General features: G+C 62.4%; 16 protein-coding genes and 2 rRNA genes. 5 read left to right on the forward strand and 13 right to left on the reverse strand.

What is annotated here, in order from left to right; translation table 11 throughout:
• From QZV93_RS16670 to rpmI, 5 genes are all read right to left on the reverse strand, one after another.
• The coding region (locus tag QZV93_RS16670) for a hypothetical protein (RefSeq protein ID WP_295559755.1) at positions 1–223 on the reverse strand (223 nt) is incomplete at its 3' end.
• 3 nt (positions 224–226) lie between these two features.
• Complete coding sequence (locus tag QZV93_RS16675; RefSeq protein WP_295559756.1) at positions 227–466, reverse strand: hypothetical protein; 240 nt, start codon at positions 464–466, stop codon at positions 227–229.
• 24 nt (positions 467–490) lie between these two features.
• Complete coding sequence (pheS, locus tag QZV93_RS16680; RefSeq protein WP_295559757.1) at positions 491–1564, reverse strand: phenylalanine--tRNA ligase subunit alpha; 1074 nt, start codon at positions 1562–1564, stop codon at positions 491–493.
• Between the two features lie 143 nt (positions 1565–1707).
• Positions 1708–2073: a 50S ribosomal protein L20 gene (gene rplT / locus QZV93_RS16685; RefSeq protein WP_295559758.1), complete on the reverse strand. Its 366-nt coding sequence runs from the start codon at positions 2071–2073 to the stop codon at positions 1708–1710.
• 39 nt (positions 2074–2112) lie between these two features.
• Positions 2113–2313, reverse strand: coding sequence for a 50S ribosomal protein L35 (gene rpmI, locus QZV93_RS16690; RefSeq protein WP_020084060.1), 201 nt, complete (start codon positions 2311–2313; stop codon positions 2113–2115).
• Between the two features lie 660 nt (positions 2314–2973).
• On the opposite strand from rpmI, the gene QZV93_RS16695 reads away from it, so the two are divergent.
• Both QZV93_RS16695 and infA read left to right on the forward strand, forming a co-directional pair.
• Positions 2974–3180, forward strand: a complete 207-nt coding sequence (locus QZV93_RS16695) for a cold-shock protein (RefSeq protein ID WP_295559759.1) — start codon at positions 2974–2976, stop codon at positions 3178–3180.
• Positions 3181–3290: 110 nt separating this feature from the next.
• Entirely contained in the window at positions 3291–3572 is a 282-nt protein-coding gene (gene infA, locus QZV93_RS16700) for a translation initiation factor IF-1 (RefSeq protein ID WP_295559760.1), read from the forward strand.
• A 64-nt stretch (positions 3573–3636) separates the two neighbouring features.
• Here infA and QZV93_RS16705 read toward each other — a convergent pair whose 3' ends face one another.
• The 4 genes from QZV93_RS16705 to QZV93_RS16720 all read right to left on the reverse strand — a co-directional run bounded on the left by QZV93_RS16705 (position 3637) and on the right by QZV93_RS16720 (position 7297).
• A complete protein-coding gene (locus tag QZV93_RS16705; RefSeq protein ID WP_295559761.1) occupies positions 3637–4182 on the reverse strand; it encodes a hypothetical protein in 546 nt (181 codons plus the stop codon).
• A 239-nt stretch (positions 4183–4421) separates the two neighbouring features.
• A complete protein-coding gene (locus QZV93_RS16710; RefSeq protein ID WP_295559762.1) occupies positions 4422–5483 on the reverse strand; it encodes a glycosyltransferase family 1 protein in 1062 nt (353 codons plus the stop codon).
• A complete protein-coding gene (locus QZV93_RS16715) occupies positions 5483–6277 on the reverse strand; it encodes a UDP-2,3-diacylglucosamine diphosphatase (RefSeq protein ID WP_295559763.1) in 795 nt (264 codons plus the stop codon). Before QZV93_RS16715 ends, QZV93_RS16710 begins: the two co-directional genes overlap by 1 nt.
• A 129-nt stretch (positions 6278–6406) precedes the next feature.
• On the reverse strand, positions 6407–7297 hold the full coding sequence (locus QZV93_RS16720) for a transporter substrate-binding domain-containing protein (RefSeq protein ID WP_295559764.1): 891 nt from the start codon (positions 7295–7297) through the stop codon (positions 6407–6409).
• A gap of 137 nt (positions 7298–7434) precedes the next feature.
• On the opposite strand from QZV93_RS16720, the gene QZV93_RS16725 reads away from it, so the two are divergent.
• A complete protein-coding gene (locus QZV93_RS16725) occupies positions 7435–9006 on the forward strand; it encodes a glycosyltransferase (RefSeq protein ID WP_295559765.1) in 1572 nt (523 codons plus the stop codon).
• Between the two features lie 198 nt (positions 9007–9204).
• On the opposite strand, the gene QZV93_RS16730 is transcribed toward QZV93_RS16725, so the two are convergent.
• Positions 9205–9453 (reverse strand): hypothetical protein, encoded by a 249-nt coding sequence (locus QZV93_RS16730; protein ID WP_295559766.1) that lies wholly within the window; start codon positions 9451–9453, stop codon positions 9205–9207.
• A 352-nt stretch (positions 9454–9805) separates the two neighbouring features.
• Positions 9806–10465 carry a peptide-methionine (S)-S-oxide reductase MsrA gene (msrA, locus tag QZV93_RS16735; RefSeq protein WP_295559767.1) on the reverse strand — a complete coding sequence of 220 codons (660 nt, stop codon included), beginning with the start codon at positions 10463–10465 and terminating at the stop codon, positions 9806–9808.
• 120 nt (positions 10466–10585) lie between these two features.
• Between msrA and QZV93_RS16740 the strand changes: the two genes are divergently transcribed.
• Positions 10586–10948 (forward strand): hypothetical protein, encoded by a 363-nt coding sequence (locus QZV93_RS16740; RefSeq protein WP_295559768.1) that lies wholly within the window; start codon positions 10586–10588, stop codon positions 10946–10948.
• Between the two features lie 102 nt (positions 10949–11050).
• Complete coding sequence (locus QZV93_RS16745) at positions 11051–12853, forward strand: PQQ-binding-like beta-propeller repeat protein (protein ID WP_295559769.1); 1803 nt, start codon at positions 11051–11053, stop codon at positions 12851–12853.
• A gap of 449 nt (positions 12854–13302) precedes the next feature.
• On the opposite strand, the gene rrf is transcribed toward QZV93_RS16745, so the two are convergent.
• Both rrf and QZV93_RS16755 read right to left on the reverse strand, forming a co-directional pair.
• Positions 13303–13417 (reverse strand): 5S ribosomal RNA (gene rrf / locus QZV93_RS16750).
• 190 nt (positions 13418–13607) lie between these two features.
• Positions 13608–14470, reverse strand: a 23S ribosomal RNA gene (locus QZV93_RS16755); the annotation flags it as partial.

A 14470-nucleotide genomic window follows, 5' to 3' on the forward strand; every position in this document is an offset into this window, starting at 1 on the left:
AGGGTTTCCCCTTCTCGACCTCGACCATCACCACTTGCAGCTTGTCGGCATTCGGATGGCGCTTCGCTTCCACGATCCGCGCCACGCGGAATGAACCAAGCTTTTCGCCCGGATCCTCGACACTCTCGACCTCGAGGCCGATAGCCGACAGCTTGGTTGCGATCTCCTCGACCGTCGCCTTGGTCTTGAGATGATCCTTGAGCCAGGACAGCGTGAATTTCATTTATCAATCCTGAAATTTATAGGTGTCCTTTAGGATCCGATAGAGTTGGTGGGCTGCCTGTTCCCCGAATTGAAGTGTTTGGCTCTGCTTTCCAGGCTTTGCGCGATCTTCAGATCCGGCGGTATCAATCTGAACAATTAGCGCCCCGCTTTCCGATGAGAAGACCTTTGCCTTTGCGACCAGCTGAGTCGGTTGAATTTTGCCCGTACCAGGCTTTGCTTCTATTGAAGTCACCCAAGCCATGAGCCGACTCCTTTCTATGAACCCTCAGCCCGACAGACCGCCGCCGAGCGTCGGCACGTCGAGCACGGAAAAGCCGTAGTGGCGCAGCCAGCGCAGATCCGCCGAGAAGAACGCGCGCAGATCCGGCACGCCGTATTTCAGCATCGTCAACCGGTCGAGCCCCATGCCGAACGCAAAGCCCTGGTAGACCTCGGGATCGAGCCCGCAGTTGCGGAGCACGTTCGGATGCACCATGCCGCAGCCGAGAATCTCGAGCCACTGGCCCGGCTTGCCGATCGCCTCCGCTCCGATGTCCACTTCCATCGACGGCTCGGTGAACGGGAAATGCGAGGCGCGGAAGCGCATCTTGACGTCGGAGACCTCGAAGAATGCCTTGCAGAACTCCTCGAGCACCCACTTGAGATGCCCCATGTGCGTGCTCTCGTCGATGACGAGGCCCTCGATCTGATGGAACATCGGCGTGTGCGTCTGGTCGCTGTCGCAGCGATAGACGCGCCCCGGCGCGATGATGCGGATCGGCGGCTTGCGGCTCTGCATGGTGCGGATCTGCACCGGGCTCGTGTGCGTGCGCAGAAGCAGCCGCGAACCGTCCGCTTTGGGCGGGAAATAGAACGTGTCGTGCTCCTGCCGCGCCGGGTGCTCGGGCGGAATGTTGAGCTTGCCGAAGTTCATCTCGTCGGTTTCGATATCCGGCCCCTCGGCCACGTCGAACCCGAGATCGGCGAAGATCTCCACGCACTCGTCGAACACCTGGCTGACAGGGTGGATGCGGCCGAGCGCTTCCGGCCCCGGCCGCACGGGCAGCGTCACATCGGCGAACTCGCTCTGGAGCCTGATGTCGAGCGCCAGCGCCTCGAGCTCGGCGCGGCGTGCGTCGAGCGACTGCGTAACCGCATCCTTCACTGCGTTGGTGGCGGCGCCGAAGCTCTTGCGCTCCTCGGCCGGCAGCGTGCCGAGCTTCGCCATTTGCTGGGCGACACGGCCTTTCTTGCCGAGCGCAGCAACGCGCACGGCTTCGATCTGAGTAAGATCCTTGGCGGCGGCGATCTCGGCCAGAAGTTCGGCCTTGAGCACTTCGAGTTCGGTCGTGCCGGTCATCACGCGACCCTCAAGCTGACGGTCCAGAGAGGAGACAAGGCCGATCATCCGGCGAGCGTGGTGCGCGACGGCCGGAACCCAGGGCCTCCGCCCGAGAGTGGAAAGCTGGGGTCCGGGCCTGCGCCCGGGATGACGGTCTCGACTTAGGCCGCGCTCTTGGCGGCGGCGGCAGCCTGATCGACCAGCGCTTTGAACGCCGCCGCATCATGCACGGCGAGATCGGCCAGCACCTTGCGGTCGATGTCGATCCCGGCCTTCGAGAGGCCGTGAATAAATCGGCCGTAGGTCAGACCATGCTCGCGGGTGGCAGCATTGATGCGCTGGATCCAGAGAGCGCGGAACGTGCGCTTCTTGCGCTTGCGATCGCGGTAGCCGTACTGCAGAGCCTTCTCGACAGCCTGCTTGGCAATGCGGATGGTGCTCTTGCGGCGGCCATAATAGCCTTTGGCGGCCTTCAGAACCTTTTTATGCTTGGCGTGTGCGGTGACACCGCGTTTGACGCGAGCCATGGGTCTACTTCCTTATGACTGGTGTGTGGGATGCGCGTCTCAGCGCGCGTAGGGCATGTACTTCTTGACGATCTTGGCGTCGCTGTCGTTGAGCACCATGGTGCCCCGCGCATCGCGAATGAACTTCGCGTGACGCTTGATCATGCCGTGTCTTTTGCCCTGGGCTGCCGCTTTGACTTTGCCGGTGCCAGTCATCTTGAAGCGCTTTTTGGCGCCGCTCTTGGTCTTCATCTTGGGCATTTTGCTCTCCTCGAGTTGGAAAGCGGCCCCGCTTGCCCCGCCTGAAAGAATGGCAGGGCGACCCGGCGCCGGCCTAAGCCTATGCGCAGAGATGCTTTTTTTGCGGAAACCGCGGATAGTAAAAGCATGAAAGCCGCCACGGCATGCCCCGCCGGGCGGCTCAGCGCGGACTTATACGGGCGGACTTTTCCATTTGCAACAGCGAGTTCCCGAGCCCCCGCACCCCAACCGGACACACCCGACAGGCAAGGTGCGCAGTCCACGGATCTTACGCGCAGAATATCCAACGCACTTAGAAGTTTAACCGAGCGGCCTAGACCAAACTCTAGGACTGACTTTGCTCTAGTTTAATACCTGTGTGACAGGGACAGCATTGGCATGGCTAGTCCAGGGAGCGCGAGAGACTTGCTGCAGAAGTAGCAATATTTACCCATGCTGTTCAATTTTACGGACCGGCAATGCTCTAGAGACGCTAATCTTTGTACCGGGCGCAACATCTTGCCTTTATAGAAAAGCCGGTTCATATAAGGCCATCGAACACGCCTTGGTTCACTCTGCGACAGCGGGCCACGCTGAAACTGGAAGTCTCCATCGCGCGATTTGATGACATCTCCGGTCATCGGGTCCGGGGATATGACGATCTGCTTTGGAGGCACTATAATGGCGAACGGCACCGTAAAGTGGTTCAACGGTCAAAAGGGGTACGGCTTCATTCAGCCCGAAGAAGGCGGCGCTGATGTTTTCGTGCACATCTCGGCCGTGGAGCGCGCCGGTCTGCAGACTCTTCGCGAAGGCCAGAAGATTTCTTACGAGACCGAGCGTGGGCGCAACGGCAAGATCGCTGCCGTGAACCTGCGTCCGCTCTAAGACAATAGAGAAGACGGATGAGCACGGGGAGCGGAGGCATCTGCTCCCCGTTGCTTTTGCGAGAACGCAATCATTGTTTTTCGGCGATCGGGATCGCCTAGGGAGTGTGAATGGCGAAAGAAGAGATGCTCGAGTTCGAAGGGGTGGTGGAAGAGGTGCTTCCCGACGCCCGCTGCCGCGTGAAGCTCGACAACGGACATGAAGTGATCGCCTACACGTCCGGGCGCATGAAGAAGAACCGCATTCGCATCCTCGCGGGCGACAAGGTCACTGTCGAGATGACGCCGTACGATCTCACCAAGGGGCGCATCAATTTCCGCCACAAGGACGCCCGCTCCGGCCCTCCGTCGTCATCGATGGGTCCTGGCGGCGGCCCGCGCCGGCCACGATAGAACGACATGAGCCGGCTACCTCGCGTCCGCGCAGGAGCCGGCAACTCTCAATCGTTGAATCGGACTACGGGTATGCGAACCCGAAGCGAAAGCGCGCGAGCTTGCCGCGCTGAAACTCATACTCGGCGTAATAGACGGGATAACCGAACGTTTTGAGATCCGGATCGCGGTCGGCAGCCTCGATCTCATACTCGATAAACAGCTCCGACCCGGTCTTCTGGCGCGTCTTGACGCAAGTCCCGAACAACGACTGCACCTGCGCGACGCTCATGCCGAGCTCCACACCGCGACCGGTCTTGAAGACCTCGACGGGAAGATCCTTGAGCGCAATCGCCTCCGCCCCGGCGACGCGTACCTCCACCTCCGCGTATTCGTCGTCGACTGCGCCGTAGTGGGCGAATAGCACCAGCTCCTGCGCGCCGTTCGTCGACACGAACCGCGCGTGCGGAAGATCTTCCTCGCCCTCTGCGAGCTTTGCGCCTGCTCCGACAAGCTTGATTGCGCTATCGCTGTCGAGCAGCGTCATGCCACTGATCGAAAGGTCCGGGCCCTTCATGCGGCACTTTGCGAGCGCCTCTCCGGAGAAGAGGACACAGGCAAGGATTGCCACGACGCAACCGCTGATCCTCGAACGAAATGGCATCGAAAGCCTGACCCCGCCAATCCGGCCGATGAAGATTGTCCGTACGCAGCTCGCCGTCCGTACAGACGTCCGCCAAGCGATCCGGGAAAGCAGAGAGAATAGTCATTTCGACTTGCGTGGCCAGCGCAAATTCCACTTTCGCCGCGCGAGCGCGCGTCCGGCGACAGACGGCCTTCTCTATCAAGAGGATGGCAAGAAGGCAGGCGCTAAACGACGCGCGCGCGTCCCATGCGAAGACCGCGCGCAACCGTCTCGTCACGCTGGTGCGTCTGCGCGAGCGCGCTCTCGATGTTGGCGAGAAAAAGCTTAGCGGCCGCTTCCCACCGGAATGCGAGCGCCGCCTGCCGCACACGCGCACGATCGAGTCCGCGAGCGGCAAGCACCGCAGCCCCCAAGTCGTTGTCGAGAATGCCCGACACGCCCTGCGTAATGAGATCCTTTGGCCCAATGACCGGAAAAGCCGCCACCGGCAAACCTGAAGCCATGGCCTCCAGCATCACCATGCCGAACGTGTCGGTAAGGCTCGGAAACACGAATACGTCCGCCGAAGCGTAGCACGCGGCGAGCCCCTCGCCCTCGCGGACACCCGTGAAAACGACCGACGGATAGCGCGCTTCGAGCTCGGCGAGCTGCGGACCGTCGCCGACCACCACCTTGACGCCCGGCAACTCGAGCTTGAGGAACGTTTCGATGTTTTTCTCGACGGCCACACGGCCCGCGTAGAGAAACACCGAGCCATCGCCAAAAAGTCGTGCCGTTCCCGGGCGATAGAGCTGCGTATCGACGCCGCGTGTCCAAGGCAGCAATCGCTCGAAACCGCGCCGGCGCAAATCCGCCGCAAGGCTCTCCGTCGCCACCATCATGCCCGCGCTGCGCTTGTGAAACCGCCTCTGAAAGGCATAGACCCAGGATTCCGGCACCGGCCACCGTGCGCTGACGTAGTCCGCGAAGCGGGTATGAAAGCTGGTGGTGAAAGGCAGCCGGCGACGTTTGCAATACGCTCTCGCCATCCAGCCGACGGGCCCCTCCGTAGCGATATGGATCGCATCGACCTGCGCCTCTTCGATCAACCGCGCGCAGCGTTTCCAATCGGGGACGGCGAGCCCGATCTCGGGATAGCTCGGGCAGGGGACGCAACGGAAATTCTGCGGCCCCAGCACCACCAGTTCCGAGCCGATCAATTCGAGTTCGTGCGCAAGCCGCTGATAGGTCCTCACGACGCCGTTGATCTGAGGGACCCAGGCGTCGGTTGCGAGCAGGATGCGCATCACGCCGCCTGAAGCGCCGGATCCGCCACGGGGCGCTCCGCCCGCTCACGCACGACGTCGAGCCAACGGATCAGCTCGATCTCGCCTGTGTGGGTTTCGCCCACCGCCGTGCAGCTCTCGACCCAATCTCCCGTGTTGATGTAATGCACGCCGGAGATATCGCGGCTCGCGGCATGGTGGATATGCCCGCAGATGACGCCATCCACCTCATGCCGGCGCGCTTCCTCCGCGAGGTTTTTCTCAAACTCGCCGATGAAGCTCACCGCCGTTTTCACGCGATGCTTGAGATAGGCCGAGAGCGACCAGTATCCGAGCCCCAGCCGCCGCCGGATGAAGTTGAGGGGCCAGTTGGTCCACAGGGCAAGCTCGTAGCCGCGATCGCCGAGAAACGCGAGCCAGCGCGCGTAGCGCACCACGACGTCGTACTCGTCGCCATGCATCACGACAAAGCGGCGCCCATCGGCCATCGTGTGCAACGCCTGACGCTCGATCTCGATGCCGCCGAAGTGCATTCCCGCATAGTCGCGGATGCCTTCATCGTGGTTGCCGGGGATATAGACGATGCGGGTCCCCTTGCGGGACTTACGCAAGAGCTTCTGCAGCACGTCGTTATGCGTCTGCGGCCAGACCGCCCCGCGCTTGATGCGCCAGAAATCGAGGATGTCGCCGACCAGATAGATCGTCTCGGCGTCGTTGTACTTGAGGAAGTCGAGGAGCATTTCAGCCTGGGAAGCACGTGTGCCGAGATGCACATCCGAGATGAATAGCGTCCGGTATAAGCGTTCCGTCCCCATGCGATGAGCCTCCGTCCGCATGCCAGCGGGTCCCCTGCGGCTCTTACAAGGGATTTGCATTTCAGGAGTATGACAATGCCCCCGCCTGCGGCGCTGACGCCATGGGGATGGGAAAAAGCGAAGGTTAACTCAGTAAATCCGCACCGGAAAATAGCGCTCAACCAGCTCTTGGAAGCGACCGCTCTGGCGCACCCGTTTCAGCGCATTGTTGATGAGGATCTTGATCTGGGGGTCGTTGCGCGGCAGCGCCACCGCCAGCCCGTCACCGAAGTACTTGGGCTCCAAAAAGGCTTCGCCTTTGAATTCGCAGCATTGGCGCGAGAGCGACCCATTGAGCCAGAAGGCCAGGCTGATGGCATCGTCGAATACGAGATCGACTTTTTCTTGCTGCAGCGCCTCACGGGCAAGCTCGGGATTCTCGAACACGACGATCCGGCTGTCGCGGTAGAACGCCTTGACGAAGGCTTCGTGCGCCGTACCCTTGGCAACCCCGATCGTGACGCCGTCGAGCTCGTCCGGACCGACGTCGGTCACGTCTCCGCCTTTGCGGGCCGCAAACCGGCCTGGCGTGTAGAAATAGCGATCCGAGAAATCCACTTCCGCAAGCCCGCCCGCCGTGACGCGGTGCGCGGCGATCACGGCATCGGCGTCACCCCGGCGGAGCCCGATGATGAGTTCTTCCCACGGGCGCACCTTGATATCGCACGCGGCGCCGGCCTCGAGACAGATCGCGCGCGCGAGATCCACGTTGAACCCGGAGAGAACACCCTCGTCGTCGTAATAGTTGAACGGCGGAAACTCGCCCTCCGTAAGAAACCGGATCACGAAGCGGCGGGGCTCGGCCGGTTGCGCAGCGCCATCCGGGCTTGACGCCGCGGGCTCCGCGTCCTGCGCACGCGACACGTCGGCCGAACCGATTGCCACCGAAAAGGAAAGTGACGCCGCCACGAGCAAAGCCGTGAACGCCCTCAAGGCGAGCGCTCCGCAACGAGCGGAGCGTGGCATGGTCGTGGATGTCATGATGCGGCAGGCCTCGCGATGAGCATGGCTGAGAATCCTATTCAACATCGAACGCATTATGGCAAGATCATTACGGGAGCGAGCGGTGTGAAACACGCTCGCCCCACAAAAAGAGCGACTGCTGGGGGATAATCCAGGTGCAGGAGCGACTTGATGGCCGCGCCAACGCGCAGCGCCAAGCTCCGGGCTTGCGCGCAGGCCTGCACCCGCCGCTTCCCCTCGTCCCGTGGCCAAAACCGCAGCCGGCCGATGCGCGCAGTGCCGCCCAAATCTCCGAAACACGCGATCGGCAGGATCTCGACCACGCCATCAACCACCTGCGTGGGCACCAGCCGGAGTTTTCTGCCGGACAGCCCATCTGGGCGTGGCAAAAGGCGATGCTCCTTCTGTTTGTTCCGGCATTCGTGATCGGCGGCATCGCCCTTCCGGAGCAGGCCGTCTTTGCTCTTGCCGCTCTCCTCGTACTACCGTTCTTCTGCGTCGTGGCGTTGCGGACCGCCGCGCTCTGGCATGCCTTCTCGGGGCCAGCCGCCAAGCCCGCCACACGCCCCGAGAACGACGCAACGAGCGCACTCCTTCCACGGTATTCGCTTCTGGTCCCAATCTATGACGAAGCCTCCATCGTGCCGGACCTCGTGGCGGCGCTTGGCGCCATCGACTACCCGCGCGACAGGCTCGAGGTGTTGCTGATCCTCGAGAGCCTCGACAGCGAGACCCGCGATGCCGTGGCCGCGGTGGCGCTGCCGCCGCATATGGCCGTCGTCGTGGTGCCGGACGGCAACCCGCGTACCAAGCCTCGCGCGCTCAACTTCGCCTTGCGCCGCGCAACCGGCGATCTTGTCGTCGTCTATGACGCCGAGGACGTGCCGGAGCCGGACCAGCTCCGCCGCGCCGCGAGCTTGCTCGCATCCGATCCGGGCCTTGGCTGCGTGCAGGCCCGGCTCAACGTGCTGAACGACAACGAGTCGTGGCTGACGCGCCAGTTCGCGATCGAGTACACCGTGCTGTTCGATTGCCTGTTGCCGACGCTCGAGCGCTTCGGCCTGCCAGTCCCGCTCGGCGGAACGTCGAACCACTTCCCGCGCGCGGTTCTCGACGACGTCGGCGGCTGGGACCCGTTCAACGTGACCGAGGATGCCGACCTCGGCATCCGGCTTGCCCGCCGCGGGCGGTCGGTCAAGGTGCTCGCGTCGACGACGTGGGAGGAAGCGCCCGCCAACTTCAGGACCTGGCGCAACCAGCGTACCCGTTGGCTCAAAGGCTGGATACAGACTTACCTCGTGCACATGCGTAATCCTCTGCGCACGGCGCGGGATCTCGGCTGGCTGCAGTTTTTCGGGCTACAGGTGCTGATGGGCGGCCTCATCCTTTCGACGCTGGTCCACCCCTGGTTTTACGTCGTCGCCATCGCCGAGGCCGCCTATGGCCCGCTGCAAACGCTGGACCACCACGCGCTTTCGGAAGCGGTCACCGTTCTTGGCCTCGTCAACCTCGTCCTTGGATACGTATCGGGAGTTGCCCTCGGCTGCGTGGCCGTCGCCGGGCGCGGACGAAGCGGCCTCGCGCTTTGGGCGCTCCTCATGCCCGCCTATTGGCTCCTGATCTCGCTCGCAGCCTACCGCGCTCTGTTTCAGATCGTGACCGCGCCCTACCGTTGGGAGAAGACCCAGCATCGCCCGCGCGCCACATTCACTCATCCGCCTCATTGAGCCCGCGTACCGGCCGGCATCGGCACAAACGAATGCGCCGCCCGATCCCTGGACCGAACGGCGTCAATCTCGTGCGTTGCAAGGCGGGTGCGGAGGCTAGAGTGCTTCCGGAAAAGTGGGACCCGGTTTTCCGACAAAGAAGCACGGCAAAGAATACACCTAGGATCGTTCTCCGATTCCACCAAAACCGGAACGACCCTAGCGGCCGATCCCCAGCGAGGCGAGCTCGACCTGGCACTTCTTGCCGAGCTGGAAGTACTTCACCAGCACGCAGCGCTTCACCTTCGCGACCGTCGGATTCTGCCCGATGCAGAGGCGCCGGACATCGGTTTCGCACGCGGCGCGGAGCGACGGCGTAACCTCCGGCGGCATCTTGAACTCCTCGGCAACGGCCACGGTCGCTGCGACCATACCCGCACAGGCCAACAGGGACCGTTTTGCGATCATTATTTTACCCCTCGTCTTGCCACGGATGACCCGCCCGTTTCACTGCATAATAGAGGCCAAATTGTGCACCGCGATAACCCATTGGGGGAAAACGGTTAAAGCTGAAAAATTGTGCCGATTCGGCCACACGTTGGCGCACTCCGTCGGGCGTGCCTGATCGGGCATCGCGAAAGGAAGCGCTAGAGGCTTGGAGTCAGGGAAGAATCCGAGCCGCTTGCGGCGGGGTTCCGCAGTGGCGCTGAGACCGATCGGCAACTGGGGAGACGTCACGGTACGGCCGGATACCGCCACAGCAAAAAGCCCGCGACATTTTTTATGCCGCGGGCTTCGTCAATGTATCGGGGAGCCGCTGTCAGCCGGCCGTGACGCCGGTCGGCATGGCGCAGGCGACACCCGTCCCGCCGAGGCCACAATAACCGTGCGGGACCTTCGCCAGGTACTGCTGGTGATAGTCCTCGGCGAAGTAGAACTCCGGCGCCGAGAGGATCTCGGTCGTGATGGGGCCGAACCCGCCCGCCGTGAGCCGCTGCTGATAGGCCGCCTTCGACGCCTCGGCCGCCGCCCGCTGCGCATCCGAGAAAACGTAGATGCCCGAACGGTACTGCGTGCCGACGTCGTTGCCCTGCCGCATGCCCTGCGTCGGATTGTGGCTCTCCCAGAACGTCTTGAGCAGCGCGTCATAGGAGACGACCTTGGGATCGAACACCACGAGCACCACCTCGTTATGTCCCGTCCTGCCGGTGCAGACCTCCTCGTAGGTCGCATTCGGCGTGAGCCCGCCGGCGTAGCCGACGGCCGTCACCCAGATGCCGGCGCCGAGCTGCCAGAACTTGCGTTCCGCCCCCCAGAAACATCCGATCCCGAACATGGCCGTCTCGAGCCCGGCCGGGTAGGGTCCCTTGAGCGGCCGCCCGAAAACGAAGTGCTCCTCGGCGGTCGGCAGGGGAGCCGGGCGCCCTTTGAGCGCGGTTTCCACGGTCGGCATCTCGGTCTTCTTCTTGGCGAACAGCATTTTGACACCTGTCTGGAATGGATTCGTAGAACGTGAAGCTATACGGACAGCACCCGCCGGCGTTGCACGGGCGGCGGTCACGTTTTCGAGAGGCGCAGCAGCGTCCAGGGAGAGAATGACATGGAAACCCTTGGTTGGATCGCATCTTGGCTGCTGTCGATCGGCGGCCTCGTGCTGTCCCTGGTCTGGTTTCTGATCGGCGGCTGGGTTTCCACGCTCCTGCAAATCACCGTTCTGATCTTCGCCATCTACGGCATGAAGTATGGGTGGCGCCGCGCCCCGTTCGAGATCTGGCGCCGAACCCAGTCCTTTGCCCGCTTTTTCTGGAGCTGGATCCGCGCCCGCGAGCCCGACGCGCGACCCGACGTCGAAATACGTGAAGTGATCCGCGAGGTCAGGGTCCGCGAGCCAGGCGACATCAATCTGTCCACCGCCATGTCGCTCATGGTCATCGCCGGTTTCCTGGCCGTGGCTCACCTCTAGCATCCCCGATAGCGTTGCCGATATTCAATCGACCATTGGATCTATTGTCGGTCCACGTGGCGATCCATAGACAGGTGGATTGACTTGGCGCCGAGGTTCCTCATGCACCGCTTCCGTACGCTGCTTCTTTGCGCGCTCTTTTCAACGCTGGCAGGACCGGCTTGCGCCGAGCCGATAACGGATCGGCGGTTGAAAGCGGCCGGCGCCGATGAATCGAATTGGCTGGTCCACGGCCGCGACTACACCAACCAGCGCTTCTCGCCGCTCGAGGCGATCAATACGGGATCAGTCAAGTCTCTGGTCCCGAAGTGGATCTACCAGACCGGGATCTCTGCCACGTTCCAGACCACACCGCTCATCGCCGACGGGATCATGTATCTCTCCGCGCCCTTCTCGCACGTGATCGCGGTGAACGCGGAAACGGGTCGAGAGATTTGGCGATACGAGCACAAGAGGAAGACCGAGAAGCTGTGCTGCGGCCCGGCCAACCGCGGCGTCGCGATCAGCGAGGGTTTGGTTTTCGTCGCTACGATCGATGCACGGCTGGTCGCTCTCGACGCGACCACCGGCAAGGTGGCATGGGACATCGCACTCGCCGAGCCCGGCGAAGCCGTCGCCACCGAGGACAAGCGCGCACGGGGTGAAGGCAACGTTCTGTCCGATCGCGCCGTGACAGGCTCGACCGGCGTCGGCGCCGCGTCCGCACCGCTGGTCTACGATGGTAAGGTGTTCGCCGGCATCACCGGCGTCGGCTACGGCCTGCACCTCGATGCCGCGCGTCCCGGCATGCCCCTCGGCGCCGTGATCGGCGTCGCCGGCCGCTATGGCCGCCCCGGTTTCCTGGCGGCCTACGATGCGAAGACCGGCGCGAAAGTCTGGCAGTTCGACACCACCCAGAAAGGCTGGGAAGGCGAGTTCCGCGCAACCACACCCGATGGCGTGAAGCTGCCGCGCGATATCGAGGCGGAAAAGGCAGCCGCAGAAAAGTTCTCTGACGCCTGGAAGTACGGAGGCGGATCCATATGGCATTCGCCGGCTGTGGATGCCGAGAGAGGCCTCCTTTTCTTCGGCATCGGAAATCCCTCTCCTCAGTCGATCGGCGACACGCGCCCAGGTGACAACCTCTTCACCTCCTCGCTGGTTGCCGTCGAAGCGAAGACCGGCAAGCTCGTGTGGCACTATCAGCAGATACCTCACGACCTCTGGGGCTACGACGTCGCGAGCCCGCCAGCGCTGTTCGACGTGACAATCGATGGAGCAACGGTTCCCGCCGTCGGTCAGGCGAGCAAGCTTGGCTGGTACTACGTGCACGACCGGCGGGACGGAAAGCTGCTCTTCAAATCAGAGGCCTTCGTTCCGCAATCCAATCTGTTCGCAAAACCGTCGCTGGAAGGTGTGGAAATCGCACCCGGCGCCGCCGGCGGGTCGAACTGGTCGCCCACTGCGGTCGACGAGAAGCGTGGCCTGGCCTACGTCGCCGCCTTGCATCTCCCGATGCGCTATGTGATCCGCGAGATCCCCGCCGATGGAGACAAGCCCGCGATCAAGACGTCGGCCTTCGAAACCATCGACGGCGTCGAGCACTGGGGCACCCTGACAGCCATCGACCTCAAGGCATCCGGCAAGATCGCGTGGCAGCAGAAAACCGGCGATCCGCTGATTGGCGGCGTGCTGGCGACAGCCGGCGGCCTTGTATTCACCGGAGAAGGCAAAGGCGATCTCTCGGCCTTCGACGCCAGTTCCGGCAACCGCCTGTGGTCCTTCAACTGCGGCGCGGGCGTGAACGCACCACCCGTGACATATGCCGTCGGCGGCAAGCAATTCGTCGCCGTGGCGGCCGGCGGCAACCAGCTCTTCGGCTTCCGCCAAGGCGGAGCAGTGATTGCATTCGGATTGCCGGACTGAACTCGGACGCGCAGGTCAGCATTGTCCCACGCTCGAAGCCGCCCCTGACCGATGAAGTCCGGAATCGTACGTGCGCGCCGAGAGGCTCGCGCGCAGCAACAGTCTCGTCGAGCTCGCCGGGAGCCGGCAGACAGAGCATCGTGCCGTCGCCGAAACAGGAATCGCGAAAGCCGTGGTGACACGGGGGTCTCATCCGCATCGCGCAGCGCCCAAGTTGCCGGATCGCTCAGCCGGCACCATGACGCGCCGATCCAGAACAACAGGGTAGCGTCTTCACGCCGGAACAGTGGTTATCCGCGATGAACGCAGACTGCCACACGAGCCTTGCCAAGACGCAAAAACGCCGCCCGGGCGTGAGCCAGGGCGGCGTTTTGATCGTCATGTGAAGAGGATGTCGATGCAGAGCATCGCGCATTGATGAATTCGATTTTCGCGTCACGATTTCGCAGACCTGGCGACGACCTACTCTCCCGCGTCTTAAGACGAAGTACCATTGGCGCTGGGGCGTTTCACGGCCGAGTTCGGAATGGGATCGGGTGCAGCCACCCCGCCATAATCACCAGGTCGGCGAAAGCGTGAGGCGAAAAAATTCTGGTCTTTCAGTGCTCCTACGCTCATCAGGCGGCGCTATGTACACCGCGCCTTTTCGGACCAAAGGTCCGCGGCTCGCGAATGCGAGCCCGGCGCGAGCGCCGCCCTCCCGGAGCGGCCTGCGGCCGCGTGAGGGATAAGATGAGCATTGCTTAATGAGAGCGATCGAAGTTCGATCGAGCTATTAGTACCGGTAAGCTACATGCATTGCTGCACTTCCACACCCGGCCTATCAACGTTGTGGTCTACAACGGCTCTCAAGGGAGAAATAATCTCGAGGTGGGTTTCCCGCTTAGATGCCTTCAGCGGTTATCCCGTCCGCACATAGCTACCCTGCTGTGCCGCTGGCGCGACAACAGGTCCACCAGAGGTGCGTCCAACCCGGTCCTCTCGTACTAAGGTCAGATCCTCTCAATTCTCCAACGCCTACGGCAGATAGGGACCGAACTGTCTCGCGACGTTCTGAACCCAGCTCACGTACCTCTTTAAATGGCGAACAGCCATACCCTTGGGACCTGCTCCAGCCCCAGGATGAGATGAGCCGACATCGAGGTGCCAAACGATTCCGTCGATATGGACTCTTGGGAATCATCAGCCTGTTATCCCCGGCGTACCTTTTATCCGTTGAGCGATGGCCCTTCCACGAGGGACCACCGGATCACTATGGCCGTCTTTCGACTCTGCTCGACTTGTCAGTCTCGCAGTCAGGCGGGCTTATGCCATTGCACTCGACGGTTGATTTCCGACCAACCTGAGCCCACCTTCGCACGCCTCCGTTACCATTTAGGAGGCGACCGCCCCAGTCAAACTGCCTACCATACAATGTCCCGGAACCGGATAACGGCTCGCGGTTAGACAACCATGTTCATAAGGGTGGTATTTCACATTGCGGCTCCACAAGAGCTGGCGCCCCTGCTTCAAAGCCTACCACCTATCCTACACATGCAAACACGATTGCCAGTGTAAAGCTACAGTAAAGGTGCACGGGGTCTTTCCGTCTAACCGCAGGAACCCCGCATCTTCACG

It is taken from the genome of uncultured Hyphomicrobium sp. (genome assembly GCF_902826555.1).
GTDB lineage: Bacteria > Pseudomonadota > Alphaproteobacteria > Rhizobiales > Hyphomicrobiaceae > Hyphomicrobium_C.